At 35.3% G+C, this 19,204-nt stretch carries 20 protein-coding genes, 2 rRNA genes and 5 pseudogenes (1 of these 27 only partly in view); 12 read left to right on the forward strand and 15 right to left on the reverse strand.

Features of this window, described 5'->3' with window-relative positions:
* Positions 1–2,087, forward strand: a 23S ribosomal RNA gene (locus Anndu_RS14210); it begins 804 nt to the left of the window's first position.
* Between the two features lie 58 nt (positions 2,088–2,145).
* A 5S ribosomal RNA gene (gene rrf / locus Anndu_RS14215) occupies positions 2,146–2,263 on the forward strand.
* Positions 2,264–2,496: 233 nt separating this feature from the next.
* Here rrf and Anndu_RS14220 read toward each other — a convergent pair.
* The 5 genes and pseudogenes from Anndu_RS14220 to Anndu_RS14240 form a co-directional block, all read right to left on the reverse strand.
* Positions 2,497–2,763 carry a hypothetical protein gene (locus Anndu_RS14220; protein ID WP_464104145.1) on the reverse strand — a complete coding sequence of 89 codons (267 nt, stop codon included), beginning with the start codon at positions 2,761–2,763 and terminating at the stop codon, positions 2,497–2,499.
* Positions 2,733–3,026: a hypothetical protein gene (locus Anndu_RS14225; protein ID WP_464104146.1), complete on the reverse strand. Its 294-nt coding sequence runs from the start codon at positions 3,024–3,026 to the stop codon at positions 2,733–2,735. The genes Anndu_RS14220 and Anndu_RS14225 overlap by 31 nt, the downstream gene beginning before the upstream one ends.
* Positions 3,012–3,259: pseudogene (locus Anndu_RS14230) on the reverse strand (IS701 family transposase); the annotation flags it as partial. The pseudogene Anndu_RS14230 and the gene Anndu_RS14225, both read right to left, overlap by 15 nt.
* A gap of 162 nt (positions 3,260–3,421) precedes the next feature.
* Complete coding sequence (locus tag Anndu_RS14235) at positions 3,422–4,204, reverse strand: DEAD/DEAH box helicase (RefSeq protein ID WP_464101831.1); 783 nt, start codon at positions 4,202–4,204, stop codon at positions 3,422–3,424.
* A gap of 148 nt (positions 4,205–4,352) precedes the next feature.
* Positions 4,353–4,448: pseudogene (locus Anndu_RS14240) on the reverse strand (hypothetical protein); the annotation flags it as partial.
* Between the two features lie 35 nt (positions 4,449–4,483).
* On the opposite strand from Anndu_RS14240, the gene Anndu_RS14245 reads away from it, so the two are divergent.
* Together Anndu_RS14245 and Anndu_RS14250 are read left to right on the forward strand one after the other, a co-directional pair.
* Complete coding sequence (locus tag Anndu_RS14245; RefSeq protein ID WP_464101832.1) at positions 4,484–5,437, forward strand: tyrosine-type recombinase/integrase; 954 nt, start codon at positions 4,484–4,486, stop codon at positions 5,435–5,437.
* A gap of 170 nt (positions 5,438–5,607) precedes the next feature.
* The gene (locus Anndu_RS14250; protein WP_464101833.1) at positions 5,608–6,954 is read left to right on the forward strand and encodes a LamG-like jellyroll fold domain-containing protein; all 1,347 of its coding nucleotides are present in this window, start codon (positions 5,608–5,610) and stop codon (positions 6,952–6,954) included.
* On the opposite strand, the gene Anndu_RS14255 is transcribed toward Anndu_RS14250, so the two are convergent.
* The 3 genes and pseudogenes from Anndu_RS14255 to Anndu_RS14265 form a co-directional block, all read right to left on the reverse strand.
* Positions 6,915–7,190, reverse strand: a complete 276-nt coding sequence (locus Anndu_RS14255) for a transposase family protein (RefSeq protein ID WP_464104082.1) — start codon at positions 7,188–7,190, stop codon at positions 6,915–6,917. The genes Anndu_RS14250 and Anndu_RS14255 overlap by 40 nt on opposite strands.
* Before the next feature lie 92 nt (positions 7,191–7,282).
* Positions 7,283–7,504 (reverse strand): hypothetical protein, encoded by a 222-nt coding sequence (locus Anndu_RS14260; protein WP_464104143.1) that lies wholly within the window; start codon positions 7,502–7,504, stop codon positions 7,283–7,285.
* Positions 7,505–7,528: 24 nt separating this feature from the next.
* Positions 7,529–7,755, reverse strand: a pseudogene (locus Anndu_RS14265) (helix-turn-helix domain-containing protein); the annotation flags it as partial.
* Positions 7,756–9,234: 1,479 nt separating this feature from the next.
* Here Anndu_RS14265 and Anndu_RS14270 point away from each other — a divergent pair.
* The gene (locus Anndu_RS14270) at positions 9,235–11,127 is read left to right on the forward strand and encodes a cadherin-like domain-containing protein (protein WP_464104105.1); all 1,893 of its coding nucleotides are present in this window, start codon (positions 9,235–9,237) and stop codon (positions 11,125–11,127) included.
* Here Anndu_RS14270 and Anndu_RS14275 read toward each other — a convergent pair.
* The 4 genes and pseudogenes from Anndu_RS14275 to Anndu_RS14290 all read right to left on the reverse strand — a co-directional run.
* Positions 11,102–11,599: pseudogene (locus tag Anndu_RS14275) on the reverse strand (RNA-guided endonuclease InsQ/TnpB family protein); the annotation flags it as partial. The gene Anndu_RS14270 and the pseudogene Anndu_RS14275 overlap by 26 nt on opposite strands.
* An 83-nt stretch (positions 11,600–11,682) precedes the next feature.
* Entirely contained in the window at positions 11,683–11,808 is a 126-nt protein-coding gene (locus Anndu_RS14280; RefSeq protein ID WP_464100876.1) for a hypothetical protein, read from the reverse strand.
* Between the two features lie 57 nt (positions 11,809–11,865).
* Positions 11,866–12,335 (reverse strand): annotated as a pseudogene (locus Anndu_RS14285) (transposase family protein); the annotation flags it as partial.
* A gap of 13 nt (positions 12,336–12,348) precedes the next feature.
* Complete coding sequence (locus Anndu_RS14290; protein ID WP_464100878.1) at positions 12,349–12,669, reverse strand: helix-turn-helix domain-containing protein; 321 nt, start codon at positions 12,667–12,669, stop codon at positions 12,349–12,351.
* A 269-nt stretch (positions 12,670–12,938) separates the two neighbouring features.
* Between Anndu_RS14290 and Anndu_RS14295 the strand changes: the two genes are divergently transcribed.
* The 7 genes from Anndu_RS14295 (at position 12,939) to Anndu_RS14325 (ending at position 16,209) form a co-directional block, all read left to right on the forward strand.
* Positions 12,939–13,097: a hypothetical protein gene (locus Anndu_RS14295; protein ID WP_464104106.1), complete on the forward strand. Its 159-nt coding sequence runs from the start codon at positions 12,939–12,941 to the stop codon at positions 13,095–13,097.
* Positions 13,094–13,399: a hypothetical protein gene (locus tag Anndu_RS14300; protein WP_464101834.1), complete on the forward strand. Its 306-nt coding sequence runs from the start codon at positions 13,094–13,096 to the stop codon at positions 13,397–13,399. Before Anndu_RS14295 ends, Anndu_RS14300 begins: the two co-directional genes overlap by 4 nt.
* A 132-nt stretch (positions 13,400–13,531) precedes the next feature.
* Positions 13,532–13,765, forward strand: a complete 234-nt coding sequence (locus tag Anndu_RS14305) for a hypothetical protein (RefSeq protein ID WP_464101835.1) — start codon at positions 13,532–13,534, stop codon at positions 13,763–13,765.
* 14 nt (positions 13,766–13,779) lie between these two features.
* Complete coding sequence (locus Anndu_RS14310; RefSeq protein ID WP_464101836.1) at positions 13,780–14,847, forward strand: AAA family ATPase; 1,068 nt, start codon at positions 13,780–13,782, stop codon at positions 14,845–14,847.
* On the forward strand, positions 14,847–15,461 hold the full coding sequence (locus tag Anndu_RS14315) for a DUF3226 domain-containing protein (protein WP_464101837.1): 615 nt from the start codon (positions 14,847–14,849) through the stop codon (positions 15,459–15,461). Before Anndu_RS14310 ends, Anndu_RS14315 begins: the two co-directional genes overlap by 1 nt.
* Positions 15,462–15,502: 41 nt before the next feature.
* A complete protein-coding gene (locus tag Anndu_RS14320; protein WP_464101838.1) occupies positions 15,503–15,751 on the forward strand; it encodes a hypothetical protein in 249 nt (82 codons plus the stop codon).
* On the forward strand, positions 15,751–16,209 hold the full coding sequence (locus Anndu_RS14325; RefSeq protein ID WP_464101839.1) for a type II toxin-antitoxin system VapC family toxin: 459 nt from the start codon (positions 15,751–15,753) through the stop codon (positions 16,207–16,209). Before Anndu_RS14320 ends, Anndu_RS14325 begins: the two co-directional genes overlap by 1 nt.
* A gap of 57 nt (positions 16,210–16,266) precedes the next feature.
* Here Anndu_RS14325 and Anndu_RS14330 read toward each other — a convergent pair whose 3' ends face one another.
* From Anndu_RS14330 to Anndu_RS14340, 3 genes are all read right to left on the reverse strand, one after another.
* Positions 16,267–16,797, reverse strand: a complete 531-nt coding sequence (locus tag Anndu_RS14330; RefSeq protein WP_464101840.1) for a transposase — start codon at positions 16,795–16,797, stop codon at positions 16,267–16,269.
* Between the two features lie 11 nt (positions 16,798–16,808).
* Positions 16,809–17,030, reverse strand: coding sequence for a hypothetical protein (locus Anndu_RS14335; RefSeq protein WP_464101841.1), 222 nt, complete (start codon positions 17,028–17,030; stop codon positions 16,809–16,811).
* Between the two features lie 243 nt (positions 17,031–17,273).
* Complete coding sequence (locus tag Anndu_RS14340) at positions 17,274–18,542, reverse strand: DUF4912 domain-containing protein (protein WP_464101842.1); 1,269 nt, start codon at positions 18,540–18,542, stop codon at positions 17,274–17,276.
* Between the last annotated feature and the right edge of the window lie 662 nt (positions 18,543–19,204).

Below are 19,204 nucleotides of genomic sequence, written 5' to 3' on the forward strand. Positions count from 1 at the left end.
ATGCCAATCGAACCCGGAGCTAGCTGGTTCTCCCCGAAATGTGTTTAGGCGCGAGCTGGTTAAAGTAAGACTGGGGGTAAAGCACTGTTTCATCTGCGTATCGCGAGAGCGGTACCAAAGTGAGGCAAACTCAGAATACCCCAGAGGAATTAACCAGTAAGACGGTGGGGGATAAGCTTCATCGTCAAGAGGAAACAGCCCAGACCACCAGCTAAGGTCCCAAAATAATAGCTAAGTGATTAAGGAGGTGGGAGTGCATTGACAACCGGGAGGTTTGCCTAGAAGCGACAATCCTTAAAAGAGTGCGTAATAGCTCACTGGTCAAGCGCTCCTGCGCCGAAAATGAACGGGGCTAAGCTATTTACCGAAGCTGTGGGATTTAGTATAACAACAAATCGGTAGGGGAGCGTTCTATATGGGGTGAAGCATTAGCGGTGAGCAGATGTGGACTGTATAGAAGTGAGAATGTCGGCTTAAGTAGCGAAAATATATGTGAGAATCATATACCCCGAAACCCTAAGGGTTCTCCGCAAGGCTCGTCCACGGAGGGTTAGTCAGGACCTAAGGCGAGGCTGAAGAGCGTAGTCGATGGACGACGGGTCAATATTCCCGTACCCTTTTTAATTGAAGCAGGAGGACGGAGAAGGAATCAAGTGGCTAGGTGTTGGAATACCTAGTGCAACCATTCGAGGTGATGAGGTCTGGAGAAAACAGACTGAGCTAAGGTGGGAGTCCGACCCTCTAAGGAGGGAAGTGCTATGATTTCAGGCTTCCAAGAAAAGCCCTAAACTTCATAAATTAGAAAGGCCTGTACCCGAAACCGACACAGGTAGGGAGGTAGAGAATACCAAGGGGCGCGAGATAACTCTCTCTAAGGAACTCGGCAAAATGACCCCGTAACTTCGGGAGAAGGGGTACCCCCTGAGAGGGGGGTCGCAGTGAAGAGATCCAGGCGACTGTTTACCAAAAACACAGGTCTCCGCCAAGTCGTAAGACGAAGTATGGGGGCTGACGCCTGCCCAGTGCCGGAAGGTTAAGGAAGTTGGTCAGGGAGCAATCCTGAAGCTAGTGACCGAAGCCCCGGTGAACGGCGGCCGTAACTATAACGGTCCTAAGGTAGCGAAATTCCTTGTCGGGTAAGTTCCGACCCGCACGAAAGGCGTAACGATCTGGATACTGTCTCGGAGAGAGGCTCGGCGAAATAGGAATGTCTGTGAAGATACGGACTACCTGCACCTGGACAGAAAGACCCTATGAAGCTTTACTGTAGCCTGGAATGGTGTTCGGGCTTCTTGTGCGCAGGATAGGTGGGAGGCGTTGAAGTTTTCCTTGTGGGGAAAACAGAGCCAACGGTGAGATACCACTCTCAGGAAGCTAGAATTCTAACTCACCCCCGTCAACCGGGGGGAGGACAGTTTCAGGTGGGCAGTTTGACTGGGGCGGTCGCCTCCTAAATGGTAACGGAGGCGCACAAAGGTTCCCTCAGGCTGGTTGGAAATCAGCCGTGGAGTGCAAAGGCAGAAGGGAGCTTGACTGCAAGACCTACAAGTCAAGCAGGGACGAAAGTCGGTCTTAGTGATCCGACGGCACTGAGTGGAAGGGCCGTCGCTCAACGGATAAAAGTTACTCTAGGGATAACAGGCTGATCTCCCCCAAGAGTTCACATCGACGGGGAGGTTTGGCACCTCGATGTCGGCTCATCGCAACCTGGGGCTGAAGTCGGTCCCAAGGGTTGGGCTGTTCGCCCATTAAAGCGGTACGTGAGCTGGGTTCAGAACGTCGTGAGACAGTTCGGTCCATATCCGGTGTAGGCGTAAGAGTATTGAGAGGAGTCTTCCTTAGTACGAGAGGGCCGGGAAGGACGCACCTCTGGTGTACCTGTTATCGTGCCAACGGTAAACGCAGGGTAGCCAAGTGCGGAGGTGATAACCGCTGAAAGCATCTAAGTGGGAAGCCCACCTCAAGATGAGTACTCTCACAGGGTTAACCTGGTAAGGTCACGGGCAGACCACCCGTTGATAGGAGTTAGATGGAAGTCCAGTAATGGATGAAGTCGAGACTTACTAACCGACCGAGGGCTTGACCTAATTTTAATTTCTGACTTATTGTTCACTCTATGTAATCTTGAGGGTTTTTTACCCATTGCTTGGTGTCTTGAGCCTTTTGGTCCCACCTCGATTCCATCCCGAACTCGATGGTGAAACGAATGAGCGGCGAAGATACTTTCCGGGTTGCCGGACGGGAAAATAGTTCGATGCCAAGCTCCTTTTTCAACACAAAAAAACCATCCCTACGGGTGGTTTTTTTGTTATCATTACTTAGAGGCGTTTGGGTAGCAAGTGTGCGAAAAACAACGCTAAGGCTGAAAATATTATAAAACAAGGCTTTTAGCCTTTAGAAGATATTTGTAGAAGATATTTGGCTACAAGTGAAAAATTTTATTAGACAATTTAGGACTTACGCATTGACAAAAAAAACAAAATATGTATTAAACCTTTAAATATGATCTGAAATCAAATAATTTAGATTAAGAAATTTAGAATCTAAATTATTTAGAATAAACGAGCGGATTACTTCATTAAACATATTTCTTTTCAACTGATACCAATTGATAATCTCTGAATTAAATCGAAATAATTCTAATTGAATAAAAGCCCAGATTGAACTAAAAATATGAGTGGAAATTGCCGCAGTTTGACGCACATAAAATCTTTCAATATTACAAACTTGTTTTAACGCTCGATGATATTGTTCAATTCCCAATGTTGATCATGAACTATGGTAAATTTTTCTCTATTAATCTTTTTCAGTTCATGATAGTTTGGTAAAAATATAGCATAATACCTAGTTTCGTTTTTGAATCTAGTTGTAAATACTTTTACCAAACCTACTTCTTTGAGATCAACGATTAATCCTTCTTCTTTAATTTCTAGGTCTTTGAGTTGCACAAATTTACCTTGTTCAATCGCCACTTTTCGGTTCGATTTTAAGGCAAATGAAAAGCCTTGTTCCTTGTCTATTACCATATCATCTACGCTTAATGTTCCCCATTTAAATTAATTAAAGTCTTAATTGCTTCAAATAAATCCTTGGGAGTATATTGTTGTCTAATTAAAAAACGATTGATGGCATCATGAGATGAATCTCCTAAAATATCCGATAATCTTTGACAACTAATCAATTTAGGTTCTGACAATAAAAATAAGGTATATGTTGGCAAATTACATTTAGCTTTTTCCTGTTTTTGTTTTAGTTTCATTGTCAATCAATTCAATCTTAAATTGTTCAAGGACTATATTTTGGGTTTGAATGGACATTTTGTCAAGTTTGGAATTTCAACTAGAAATTTTAGAGAAAAATGTATTCTAAGATACAAATCTTTCAATGAGCATTTTACTCTCTATTTGTCAATGCGTAAGTCCTATAGGCCTAAAATTGAGAGAAAATTGGCCTCAATGCCACTATGGGGCGTAGCCGTTAATAAAATTAAATTTTGCTGAGGTTTTTCGGCGATGGCACTCACTAACTGATGACGTTGTTGCCTTGTCCCTTCACCCCCACTACTAGCGGTATGCACCTCATCTACTACCACCAAATCAGGACAATATGCCAAAAAACTCGCTCTGCGTCGTTCTGATTTGATATAGTCCATACTCACAATTATTACTGGATAATAGTCAAAAATGTGATGATTACCAGTAGGTAAACTTCTTTCTAATTTAGAGACAGTGGCGGATCTAATCACGACCCCTTCCAGATGAAATTTCTCTTTAAGTTCTTTGTGCCATTGCTCACATAATTGAGGGGGACAAAGTACAGCCACTCGTTTAATTTCTCCTCTTTCTAACAATTCTCGAATAATTAAGCCCGTTTCAATCGTTTTACCAACCCCCACATCATCAGAGATCAATAAGCGTACCGTTTCTTGACGTAAAGCCATTAACAAAGGAACTAACTGATAAGGACGAGGACGCACCGATAAACGACCCAAACAGCGAAAAGGACCCGCCCCACTCCTTAAACTTAATCTAGCCGCATCAAGAAGTAACTGTGCCGCCGAGTGATTTTGTAAAGTTTGAGTTTTGGGGAGAGGAAACTCGGCCGGTTCAATTTTTTCACCTAAGGGGGTAAAAATACCGCAAACTTGCTCCTCATTACCCGAAAGAGGACGTAAGCGAATCACTTGAGACAGATCTGATACCATTTACAAAAAGTAGCTACACAGATAAAGCATTCACAATATAATCCCAACCTGCTAAAGACAGGATAAAATCTTCTTGTAAATTATTTAAGATATTAGCTACTTTATTTTTGACATCATCCAAGTTCTTAAACCAGATATTTTTTAACTGTTGTTTGATATATAACCACAGTCTTTCAATCGGATTTACTTCTGGACAATAAGGTGGTTGAAATAACAAAATTATATTCTCAGGTACTTCTAACTTTTTGGCAGTATGACAAGGATTATTATCACAAGCTCATGAGTCAAATTCAAGTCCATCTCCAGTTTAATCATCTCACTAACCCCGACATTCTCACCCAGTTACTTGAGGATAAGCGCTCATCCCAAACTAGACGTGCCTACGCCAAAGATTTAAGGGATTTTTTTCAGTTTTTGACGGGTGCTACTGAGCCTAATCCCCTCTTGGTGAAAGAGTTTCTCTCTCTTGAGCAAAAACAAGCGACGGCTGTGGTTTTACAATATAAGTCTTCTTTGCGAAAGCGTCAGTTATCCTCTGCTACCATTAATCGGCGTTTGGCGGCGATTAAGTCGTTGGTGCGTTTGGGAAATCAATTGGGCGAATGTTGTTATAGTTTAGATAGTATTAAGGGGGATAAGGTCATTCGTTATCGGGATACGACGGGTGTTAGTAAGGAAAGTTATGCCCTGATGTTGGCTATTCCCGATCGCTCTACTTTGAAGGGTAAACGAGATTATGCGATTTTAAGGTTGTTGTGGGATAATGCTTTACGACGGGGCGAAATTGCGCAAACTTTGATTAAAGATTTAGATTTGGAAGGTAAATCTTTATTGATTATTGGCAAGGGCAAAGGGCAACAACAACAGGCGGTGAGTTTGGCTAAACCTACGGTTAATGCTATTTTAGATTGGTTACAGGCTAGAGGGGAATTAGACCTCCATCAGCCTTTATTTATTGCCTTAGACCATGCTCACTATGGTCATGGTATCACGGGGACGGCTATTTATCAATTGGTGCGTAAGGTGGCGATTGAAGCGGGTATTACTAAGGTGATTTCGCCTCATCGGATCAGGCATTCGGGGATTACGGCGGCTCTTGATGCCACCGGAGGGAATGTGCGCAAGGTGCAGAAGTTATCCCGTCATGCTGATTTGAATACTTTAATGATCTATGATGATAACCGTCAGGATCTACAAGGTGAGTTGTCTGATCTACTTTCTGATTTGGTTTAATTTTTTGTCTTGCAAAATATTTTTAGTCTAAACTAGAATCTTAAATTTTTCTTAAATTAAGACAATATTTTTAATTAAATTGCTAGGATTATGGGTGGGTATTCTAAAAAAAACAAATATATATCTACATTAAATTATTTTTTTTAAGAATACAAAAGGAGGGCAAAGAGATGTCTAACAAAGCCCTGAATCTTGAGTCGGTTAATATCAATGATATTTTGTCTTTAACCTATGATCAACTGAGTTTATTTGCCAATAGTGAAGACTTCTGGAATATCCTTGATACTACTTTCGGGACAGAATATAATCACAATCTAGCCGCAACTGTGCGATCTCTATGGCAAATCGGTGATTTTAGTCAAATTCCTTCGATAGAGATACTTAATAGCGAGATTTTAGGTAATGCTAACGGAGCTTACGCTAGTAGCACCAATACCATTTATCTATCGGATAATTTTCTCAAATCTGCAACTCCAGAAAGTATTAAGAGTGTTGTTTTAGAGGAAATTGGACATTTTATTGACGCTCAGATTAATTCAGTAGATAGTCTTGGTGATGAGGGAGCAATCTTTTCAGCTTTAGTACAAGGGAAAAATCTGTCTTCTCAAGACTTAGCTTCACTAAAAACAGAAGATGACACAGCAACGCTTACTTTAGGGGGAAAAACTCTTGAAATAGAAAAAAATGATGAGGAAACTTCCTTATTATTGGATGGCGTTAATGATTATGTTCAGATTCCCCATAATGATAACTTGAATATTAATACTGCTTTTACTGTCGAACTATGGTTTAAAGCCAAACCAGATCAATTTAGTGGTGATCAACTCTTTGCCTTAGTGGATAAATCTCATGGAATAGCTCCAGCTTTCAGTGGTTGGACTATTCAAGGATTAGCCACTAATGGTATTCTTGGCTTTTCCGTAGGAAATGGCACTGAACATATTACAGCATTGACAACGACAAATATTCTTGATGATCAATGGCATCATGTTGCAGGAGTCTTAAATGGTTCTACCCTAAGCATTTATTTGGATGGAATACTAAGTCAGTCAGTTCCTTTCACTGGAACACCCGTAAATAATAACGGTGTTCTTGATTTTGGTTGTGTCACTTTTAATACAGTCCGTTATTTCAATGGAAATATTGATGAAGTTCGGATGTGGAATCAAGCGCGAACTCAAGAAGAAATCCAGGCGAATATGAATCATACGTTAAACGGAACTGAAACCGGATTAATAGGTTATTGGCAGTTTAATGAAGCTACAGGAAATATTGTTAGTGATTTAGCTGGAAATGACAATAACGGTACAGTTTACGGTGCAACTTGGACAGAAGGATTTTTTGGTAATAGTGTTTTATCTTTGAGTCAACCTGAGTATAGTATTCGAGAAAATGGTGCAACCAGCGTTCAAGTAACAGTTATTCGGACGGGGGGATTTAATGGAGAAGTTAGTGCAATAGACCTCTTGCGAAAGTATCAGACGATCGCCAATTTTGTCTTCAAAGAAAGCTCATAATTGTAAATACCTGCAATTAAATTAAATCTTAATCTAAAACGTTTTCTTCTATTTCTATATCGTGATGAAAGTATTTTAAATATTTTCAAATGACGATGAATATGTTCAACAATTATCCTTTCTTTTGCTAGTTGACGATTAAATTGTTTTTCTTCTGAACTGAGTTTTTGTTTCTTCTTTTTTGATAGGGATGGTACTATTTTTATGAATTTTATTAATTCCTTGATACCCTTTATCTGCTAAACATTTGGTATCTTCATTTAGATTTATTTTACTTTTTTAAACAGGTTAAAATCATGAATTTGTCCTTTTGCAAAAGCTGTACAAATTATTTCTGCACTTTTTTATTGATCAATAGTTGGGATTTTATTGTATGATAGCCTTGCTTCCCACTATAATAACTTTTCTGTTTTTTTTGAGGACGTTCTATCTCATGTTCTGAGACATCAACTGCTACTATTTCGATCTCATTCTCACTTTGAATTAGCGTTCTTTTCCCCTGTAAAGTAAACAAACCTGAACTAATTAAAATTTTCTCAATTTTATTCACAATTCGACAAACATTTGATTCATGAATTCCCCAATCAATTGCTAAATGAAAAAAGAACGATATTCTCTTAAATAGGCAAGAGTCATTAATATTTGATCTTCTATAGATAATTTGCTTTTCCTTCCCGGTTTTTTTTGGAGTATTTTTTCAGCTTTGACAATTTTTACCATATCATTAAATGTTTCGAGCTGAACTCCACAATAGCGTTTAAACTCAGTTGAGTTTAATTTTTTGACTTCTTCATAATTCATATTCTGTTCTCCAATTTTTTCTTTATTGTACTTTCATGATCCCACTTTCGCAAGAGGTCTATAGAAACATCTGTTCCTTTCTCATTAGGAATGCTAATCAGAAATGAAGGTAAAGGAACTGCTAAAAACTTACATATTAACTCCGCACAACCCAAGATTATTGATAATGAAAAAGGTTTACTAATTGACTTTAATATTATCGGTACTCAAATCGGAAGTGAATCTATTACCCCGTCATTAAACGTTGATTTCGGTAATATTGTAGCCGGAGAAACTGTAGTTGCTGATTGGTTATTCAAGTCTTCATTGCAAGGTAGATTTACTGAATATAACGCTACTTTTGAACATATTAACGATTTAGGAAAACCTGAATTATCCTTGATTAAAGAAGTCAATATTCACGAACTTACTCACAAAGTTAATGTGGATAGTGATAACTTACCTGATTTCTTAGTTAATGATACCTTTGATGCTAATTTCTATCCTGATATTCTCTACTTGAGTAATGGCACTACTGCCCCTGTAAATGTCCTTACTAATGCTACAACAACCATTGACAATTTACAAGCACAAATTACAGCCAATGTCAATAGTGGTTGGACATATTTACACCTAGCAGATCCCAGTAATGGTACATTAGAAATTAGTCAAGTTTTACGGTCTGATGGTACTGCTATTAACTTAGATAATGTTTGGATAAGCGATCGCACTTTTCCCGCTACAGGTTCTCCTATCTACGAAAATATCTTACATTTTCTTGACTATAATGCTAACCCTGGAGAAACTACTTATACCGTTATTTATACCTCTGGTGGTGCTACCGTTACCGATATTATTGATGTTACTCCAGATCCTCGTTCCACTGCGGTTAATGCCATTATTGTAGAATTTTCTGAACCGATAAAAGCCAATACTTTCAATTACAACGATCTAATTTTAACTCTGAATAATGGCACAAATTTAATTACCCCTAATATCTCAATTATTCCCCTATCAACTACTCGTTATCAAATTACAGGATTAGAAACATTAACTAACACTGATGGCGATTATCAATTAACTGTTGATGCAACTCAAATTGCCGATTTAGATGGTAAATTAGGCTCAGGTTCACTTAGTGAAACTTGGATTAAAACTGCTACAGGAAACACAGATAATACCCCACCGACTATTACGAATATTCAACATTTACAGCTTGATCCTCGCAATATTCCTGTTTCATCCCTTGATGTTAACCTTTCTGAATCTATTGATTTAAGTACCTTCACTTGGGAAGATATTACTCTTACTCGTAATGGTAGCAGTAACTTAATTAACAACACGGTTACTATTAATGCCATTAATGATACTACTTACCGTATTAATGGCTTAAGTAACCTCACACAAACCGAAGGAAACTATATTTTAACGGTTAATGGTAACGCAATTAAAGATTTATCCGGTAATTTAGGTACAGGATCAGCTTCCGAAACTTGGTTAATGGATATTACTCCACCAGATGCTCCTAGTAATCTTAAAATAGGTGAAAATAGCATCAACTTAAATACAGTTAACCTGATTAATACTACCAATATTACCCTTAGTGGAAGTCTCAGTGAAAATGGCTTAAAAGTTTATGTTTATGATACTAAACTCCATCAATCTCTGGGACAAGCTATCGTTACTGATTATCAATTTAATGCTACTATTCCCTTAACAACTTTAGGGAATCAAGAATTAGAAATACGGATAATTGATGGTGCTAGTAACATTAATTCAACTGAGATCACACTATTTACTGACCTAACTAAACCTAGTATTCTCGAAGTCTTAAACCTTCCTAATGCACCTACTATTAATCATGTCAACTATCTTGATGTTCGCTTCTCAGAAGTAATTAATTTAGCTACTTTTAATAGTAGCGATCTTACCTTAATCCGTAATGGTAGTGAAATACTTGATCTAACAAGTATTACTATTGAACATCTCTCTGATACCACTTATCGTATTAATGGATTAACACAATTAACTGGTACTCCTGGTACTTATCAACTAACTATTAATAGTACCACTGTTGAAGATCGTGCTGGAAATACTGGTCAAAATACTTTGCCAGTTTCCTTTACTATTTTGCCTGATCTTCAATTATTAATTAATGAGAAACTGTTATTAGATGAAGGTGATAGTCAAGCGATCGCCAATACCCAACTCCTAGTAACTGATCTTGATAACACTAACAATGAAATTGTTTACACCTTAACCGATTTGCCTAATAACGGAAGTTTAACTCTTAATAATGTGACGTTAATTATTGGTAATACCTTTACCCAAAACGATATTAACAATAACCGTCTCAGTTACACTCACAATGGCAGTGAAACCACCTCTGATAATTTTAGCTTCACTGTTGCTGATGGCGAAAATGGTAATATTAACGAAACAGTCTTTGATATTACCATTAATCCTGTAGATGATGCACCTGTAGTCAGTAACGAGATCGCACCTCTAACTGTTAATGAAGATGCCGATAATACTATCATTGATTTAACTAACGTTTTCAGTGATGTAGAGGGAGATAACATAGTTAAAACTGTCTTTGCTAATAGTAATATAGGATTATTAACAGCAACAATTAATAATAATCAATTAACTCTTGATTATTTAGAAAATCAATTTGGGATAGCTAATATTACAGTCAGAGGTACAGCTAACGGTAAATATGTAGATAATATCTTCACTGTCACCGTTAATCCTGTAAATGATACACCCACCGTAACAAATCATATTCCCTCTCAAACTATAGGCGAAGGACATAATTTTACCTATACTTTTCCTCTTAATACTTTTACCGATATTGATCAAAATGATACTCTCACCTACAGTGCAACCCTAGAAAATGGTAATGCTTTACCCTCTTGGTTAACTTTTAATAGTGCAACTCGTACCTTTAGTGGTATTCCCACAGCGACAAGTGCTGGAACTTATAATATTAAACTGATTGCTACCGATTTACAAGGAAGCAGTGTCAATCAAAGCTTTGCCTTAAATGTTCTTAATTTTATTGGTACAAGTGGTAATGATACTTTAACCGGTACTAATAATAATGATACCCTTCAAGGTTTAGGTGGTAATGACATTTTAAAAGGTTTAGCAGGTAATGATAACTTAACGGGTAATAATGGTAACGATAGTTTAAACGGTGGTTTAGGCGCAGATACTCTTAATGGTGGGAATGGTATTGATACGGCAACCTATCTTAACGCAACTTCCGCCGTTAATGTTAGTTTAACTACCAATAAAGGTACATTAGGTGAAGCCTTAAATGATACTTTAATTAGTATAGAAAACCTCAGCGGTTCAAATTATGATTACAGAGATTATGTGCTAATTTAAAATGCCAATCCTTTCTAGTATTAGCAATTTGTTCATGAACTTTTGCTATTTTCTGCTGGAGTTTTAACCAGTTTTTAGAACCTATTTTTTTATGTTTCAATCTTCTTTGTAGCAATTTAAGCTTACGCTGTGATTTTACTAAAAACTTAGGTGCTTTGATTAATTCTTGATTAGAAGTAGCTACAAAACTTTCAATTCCGGCATCTATCCCTAAACTGGTTTTCCCAACGGGAGCATTAGGACATTGTTCTTGTGATTGAAAGGTTAATATCACATAATATCCAGATGCTTTTTTAACAATTCTAGCTTGTTTAACATCAAAGCCAGTAGGATAATCCCTTGATTGTCTAATCTTTAACCATCCCAATTGTGGTAGTTTAATTTTCCCTTTTGCTAAACAATTTTTGAGCATAGCCGGAAAGACAAAACTCCGCATTTTCTTCTTGTATCTAGGAAAACCATTTCCTTTAGACATCTCCAATAACTGATAAAGCTTATATGGTAACAGTTTCATCTTTAATCAGCACTCAGCAATCAATCGCTGTAAAGTTAATTTCACGTCAAAATTTCCTCTAAATCTAATTTCCTCCCAAAAGTATGACTGATTAAAACATCAATTACTTCACTTGATGACGATGATTTTACTATTTCTAAAACTAAACTCTCAATTCTTAATCTCACTAACCCACAAACTGTTAAAAATACTGACTGATATTTATCTTTTCTTAATCTAAATCTTTCTCTTGCTACTCGCCATATTTTTATGATTCTAATTAAATGTTCTATAAATATTCTTACCGATGAAATCTTTTTATTTTCTTCTTTTTCTTCCTGAGTTAATACTCCTTTTTCGGTTTTTTCTTTGGGGTAATAATTTGTGGCTCTCCCACATAAGCTTTATCCCCTTTAAACCTTTGATCTATCCCAAACTTATTAAGATTTTGACGACAGATGTTAATATCACTTGAAGGCCCTGGTTTTCCCGCCACTACATCCACAATATCTCGGCCTTTTGGAAGACTAATTAATTGATTTTTAAAAGTATGTTCACATTTTTTTCCACTATAACATTTTTTCTGTTCTTCATAGTCTAAAGGTCTTTCTCTTGGCTGTTCTTCACTATCTACTAATAATTCATTTTCCTTCAATTTTTCCAACATTTCTTCTATTTTTTCTGGGGACTTTTTACTTGTTCTAGTAAAGAGCATGGCAAAGCTTCTCTCATAATTTTTGCCAATAATCAAACAAATTATTGGCTGTTGATTCACTTACTTGAAAGACGATACCTAATAGTTGAAAACTCAGATGATGTCTTAAATAAATTAAAGTCAAAATAATCTGGTTTTCTTTTGAAAGTTTACTCTCTCTACCACCCCCTGAATTGATAATTCTAGTTTTTTGTTTTTCGGATTCTTCTTTTGCTTGTTTCTCCAAGATTAAAAGATGTGCAATTAGCAGTTCTAATTGTTCATAATTAATTCCCAATAATCTTTTAGTTGCTTGTTTGTGATCTTGAATATATTGCCAAGTATAATTACTCATTTTGGCTATTTCTCCTTAAAATCTTTGTTGATGATAGCTTAATTTTTTTATTTCTATTATATTATAGAGATGTCTTATAGAGATGTCTAATTATAACCAATAAATTAAACATATTGCTTACCTGATCAATAAATTAGTATATCATAGTTAAAATGAATAATATTTATGTAATAGGGGGAGCGAATGGTGCAGGATAAACAACCACCGCTTTCTTTTTACGAGATAAAATTTATGAATTAAGAATCGGATTTCAAGGAATTAATTATCGGATTCTTTATTTTTTCTATCAAAATCAAGCGGTTATTATTTCTCATGGTATTATTAAAGAAAAAGAAGTTCCGCCTTCGGAAATAGATAAGGCAATCAAAAATAAAACTAAATTTGAACAAAATCCCGAATTATATACTTATTCACAGGAGGTAAAATGAAAGAAAAACTAACAACTAACGATGGTTTACAAATACTTTATCAAAGATATTATCAAGATGATCCTACTCGCCAATTAGAATTAGAAAAAGCTCGTCTTGATGATCAAGTAGCTAGGGAAATTTTTAAACTAAAAGAACTTCATCATCTTACTACTAAAGACCTAGCTAAATTAATTAATTTTGATGAATTAACCCTTGAAAGTATCGAAAATGCTGACTATGAAGGGGACTCATTTTTAATCTTAAATTTAATAGCAAATGCTTTAAAAATGCAAGTAAAATTTGAATTAGTTTTAGCTTAAAAATTAACAATTATAGTTAGTAGTGACAATATATTTTAAACTTTAATTATCACCAATAAATTAGAACCATTCCCTACCTTATAGTTAAATAAATATGCTACAATTATCATTAAAAATCAAGTGGAGTAAATTATGGTAAATTCCAATCAAACCCTAAATAATTTAACAGTGATGGATTTAGAAAATCTGATTGAAACTATTGTCAAACGTACTTTAAAATCTGAAAGTAATCAGCAACAACTATCCACCAATAATCAAGCCTTATTAAAGACATTTGGTACATGGGAAGATGAACAAACTGACGAGGAAATTATTGAACAAATTTACAACAGTCGTAAATTAGTATTATTTTTTAAAGGAGAATAAAAAAGCTAAATTTTATGTTTAAATCAATTACAATTAAAAACTTTAGGTGTTTTGAAAAATTTACGATCGATAATTTAAAACGAGTAAATTTAATTAGTGGCGTTAATAATATTGGTAAAACCGCTTTTTTAGAAAGTGTTTTTTTACTATCCGGTTTAAATTCGATTGAATTACCTTTTAAATTAAATTTTTTAAGAGGTATTTTAAGAGAAGATACTTTTGATGTTGAAGATATTTGTGAATGGTTATTTTTTGATAAAAAGAGTAGTAAAGTTATTTCAATTAGCACCACCAGTGATCTCGAAGAAAATAGCGAACTTAAATTAAAATTAGATAAAGCCGAAGAAACAAGATTTTTTCCCATTAATTCTAAAACTAATAAAAGAGGTATTTTTAAAGATTTATGTTTAGAATATCATCAAGGAACTAAAAATTTTACGGTGAGATTATATTTAACCATAGATGAAGAAGATCGACAAGTTAAAATAGGAATAAAACAAGAAAATGGACATTTAGAATCTTTCCCACCTTCTGAATTTTTGAGTAGTCGTTTAAGAATTTCTCCCACAGAAGATGCGGAAAAATTTAGTAATTTAGAAATAGTTAATAGTCAAGAACAGGTAATAGAAATATTAAAAATATTAGAACCGAGATTAAAGCGTTTAGCCGTGTTAGTAACAGGGGGAGTTCCTACTATTTATGGCGATATTGGCTTAAGTTCTTTAATTCCTATCCCTTTAATGGGAGAAGGAATGGGACGGTTATTATCCGTAGTTTTAGCGATATTTAATAATCAAAATGGGACAATTTTAATTGATGAAATCGAAAATGGATTACATCATTCTATCACTACTAAAATTTGGATAGCTATTGCCCAAGCCGCTAGAGAAACTAATAATCAAATATTTGCTACTACCCACAGTTTAGAATGTATCAAATCGGCTCATAATGCTTTTTTAAAAAATGAAATTTATGATTTTGCTTATCATCGTTTCCAAAGGGTTAATCATGTTATTGAAAGTATAACTTATGACCAAGAAACAATAGATACTTCTGTAGAAATGGATTTTGAGATGAGATAATGAATCAAGAAATTAAAGTTATTACTAAACCTAAATTATTAATCGGAGAAGGCAATGATGAACTGAGATTTTTTCAAAGCTTTCTTAAATATTTAAACCTTGATGATATTATGGTAGAATCTTATCAAGGGAAAGATAATTTACCTAAATATCTCAAGACTTTAAAAGTTAGACCAAATTTTGCTCAATTAGTTTCAATTGGTATTACTAGAGATACTGATGATAAATCAATTAAAAGTATTTTTGAGAGTATTTGTTCTGCCTTAACTAAAGCGAATTTATCTATTCCTAATAGTTTATCCCAATCAAGTCAAGACATCCCAAAAATTAGTATTTTTATCTTACCAGATAATCAAAATTCAGGAATGTTAGAAACTTTGTGTTTAGCATCTTTAAAAGATGATAATGCTCTCAATTGTGTTAATCAATATTTTGATTGTATCAGCCATCAATCTCAAATTTTTCCTAAAAATATAGATAAAGCGAAAATTCATGCTTGGTTAGCAAGTAGGGAAATTCCTGATAAAAGGTTAGCTGAAGCTTCAGAAGCGGGTTATTTTGATTTTAATAATTCGGCTTTTGAACATTTAAAAAACTTTATTTTATCTCTTTAATTGATCATAATATTGTCCACATTTATTAACAAAAACCCACTATGAACATTGAACAAGCAGTCTTAGAAAATCTTAAACAACTGCCCTTAAAACAACAAGAGGAAGTCTTAAATTTTAGTGAATTTTTGAAACAGAAAAGTTTAACTTCCCTACCATCTCCAGAGCCTAACCTTGCCCCAGAAGAAAGGGTAAAAAAATGGTTAGATTTTGTGGCAACCTTGCCCAAAACCAGTGCTAATTTACCTGAAGAAGCCTTACATCGTGATACTATGTATGAGGATGAATATTAATGATTAAATATTTACTTGATACTAATATTTTATTAAGAATAGCTGATACCTCATCTCCTCAACATCATTTAGTAATTAATGCCATCAAAGAAATCTTAATTTTAGGTGATCTAGGTGTTATTACATCTCAAGTTTTAGTAGAATTTTGGGTAGTTGCTACTCGCCCAAGTAATGTTAATGGTTTAGGTTGGACACCTCAAGAAACTAGAGAAAAAATTAATCAATTTATTGCTCAATTTATTTTACTTGAGGAAACTCCAGACATTTTTCTTAATTGGTTACAACTGGTAACAGACTACAATATTAAAGGAAAACGTACCCATGATCTTAGACTTTTAGCCGTGATGAAAACTCATCATATTACTCATTTATTAACTTTTAATCCTAACGATTTCATTCAACTTCCTCAAATTACTATTATTCAACCTCAAGCTCTTATTAATACTAATCATCTTTAATTTTTAATTATTTAGGACTTACGCATTGACAAAAAAAACAAAATATGTATTAAACCTTTAAATATGATCTGAAATCAAATAATTTAGATTAAGAAATTTAGAATCTAAATTATTTAGAATAAACGAGCGGATTACTTCATTAAACATATTTCTTTTCAACTGATACCAATTGATAATCTCTGAATTAAATCGAAATAATTCTAATTGAATAAAAGCCCAGATTGAACTAAAAATATGAGTGGAAATTGCCGCAGTTTGACGCACATAAAATCTTTCAATATTACAAACTTGTTTTAACGCTCGATGATATTGTTCAATTCCCCAATGTTGATCATGAACTATGGTAAATTTTTCTCTATTAATCTTTTTCAGTTCATGATAGTTTGGTAAAAATATAGCATAATACCTAGTTTCGTTTTTGAATCTAGTTGTAAATACTTTTACCAAACCTACTTCTTTGAGATCAACGATTAATCCTTCTTCTTTAATTTCTAGGTCTTTGAGTTGCACAAATTTACCTTGTTCAATCGCCACTTTTCGGTTCGATTTTAAGGCAAATGAAAAGCCTTGTTCCTTGTCTATTACCATATCATCTACGCTTAATGTTCCCCATTTAAATTAATTAAAGTCTTAATTGCTTCAAATAAATCCTTGGGAGTATATTGTTGTCTAATTAAAAAACGATTGATGGCATCATGAGATAGATCTCCTAAAATATCCGATAATCTTTGACAACTAATCAATTTAGGTTCTGACAATAAAAATAAGGTATATGTTGGCAAATTACATTTAGCTTTTTCCTGTTTTTGTTTTAGTTTCATTGTCAATCAATTCAATCTTAAATTGTTCAAGGACTATATTTTGGGTTTGAATGGACATTTTGTCAAGTTTGGAATTTCAACTAGAAATTTTAGAGAAAAATGTATTCTAAGATACAAATCTTTCAATGAGCATTTTACTCTCTATTTGTCAATGCGTAAGTCCTAACCTCAACAAAAACAAAAAAAATTAACCCCAAAATTTAGATTTAGGGGCTAATTAATCTTAGTTAACTTTAATTCAATTTACACAAACCATTCTTCAACGGCTTCCTCTTTCGTATTGGTATAACGGGAAGGAGTTTGACGGTTAAAGTTCATGTGAATAGAGCGTTTTTGTTCTCCATCGGCCGCTACTGCCACGATCGGATAATCAATCATGCCATCTTGGAAGGACATCTGGAAGCGGAAAGTACCATCAGGATTGAGTTTGATGGGACGACCACCAATGGTTACAGTGGCATCAGGCTCAGTCGCACCATAAACAATTAATTCCGCATCAGCTACTAACCAGAATTTACGAGGACGAGCCGGAGGTGCAGACGCAAAGCCAATACCGGACATATTCATGCCAATACCGGACATATTGATACCAGAAGCAGTCGGTAAAGCCCACATTCCCACGCCCGAAGGGAAAATATAGGAACTTAAAGACTGCTGTAAACTAGCGGAACTATAAAGAGATCCTGCAACGTGTTGCATCGAGCCATAGAGAGAACCTGCAATGCGTTGAGCCTCAGCCCCTTGAGCCATGGCAAACATATCGCCGTAAATACTTGTCCCTGTGCCAGTTTGAGCCGTTTCTTGACTATAGCGTTTGCTGGGCGGTACAAGTTCATAAACGGTTTTTCCGGTTAAATCTTCTTCCCAAGGTACGGTCACAAAAATATCTTCTACCCAGTCGGAAGGATAAACGGGAGGAATTTTCACAGGTGCGGAACGTGCTAAGACTAACCAACGTCCATCGGCACAACGATAACCAATATCCACAATATAATCACGATCGCTCACTGGGATAGGTAAATACCATTCCCTTGCCAATTCATCACACAGATATTCTTGCACACTGTGGGGGGCTTGATAATTAATATCAATATCACTTACATCATAAATGCGTAAAGCCAACTGTTGGCCACCCTGACGGCGTAAGTCTTCCTTATGTTCATGGGACACATCCCAGTAAGTATAAGCCCAACGGGGATCACGGGGTAATAAGACGATTCGGCTTTCACCATAACCGCCGGGGAGATCGCCTAAAACTTCATCTACAGAAGCTAAAGGGCCTCCAGTGAGATCATCTTGACCTACTTCAAATTTAGCCGCTTCCACTTGTTGTTCCTCCTTGATAATTAATGGTGATGAAATGGGAGTAGATTGTTGATTTTCAATTTGTTGGATCGCCGATAAAAGTTGAGCTTTGCGCATTCGACTATAACGGGAGACGTTGTATTCACTCGCAACTTTGCGTAGTTGGCGCAACGTCATATCTTCTAAAGGTGGGCGTTCTTTTGCCATGTTTTTCTCCGATTTAGTATTAACAACTTTGTCAAGTCTTTATTCTGACCAGTGGTTAAAAGTTAACTTTAATCGTTGTTTTTAAATAATTGCGTTTTATCTTTGTTTTATAAAAACTCTTTGCCAAAAAAATTAATTTTTTGCTAGAGGTTTGGATTTGTGTACAAATGTAACAAAGTTTTAGCGATTTGTCTACTCTGACCATAATCTCTCTATATAAGCTTTTCGGGGTTTTTTAGTATTTTTGGGGATCAGGTTGTCAGCAAATCCTAACAAATTTGAAATAACTGTATTCATTGTTACTTTTGATCCCTCAACCCATTAATAATTAATTATTCTGTTTTAAAAACTGTAATTTTCATCGCAAAAAAAATTCCAGTTTTTGCCTTGACAAAAATGTATTACATCTGTAATCTAAGAATAGAGAATTAAATTAATTCTCTATTCGTACCCTAACTAAGAAAGCTTACATACTGGCGTAATGGTTGCGCACTAGACTCAAGATCTGGCTTTATAGGTTCGATTCCTATGTATAATCCAAACAGCTTTCTTAACTTGTACGAATATTTTGCAATTTTTTACTTTTTTAAATTTTACCAAAAGATTTTACCAAAAGCCTGAAAAGGACTTACAACTAATAATTGTAAGTCCTTTTCAAAGGT

It is taken from the genome of Annamia dubia NIES-4383, from assembly GCF_055394725.1.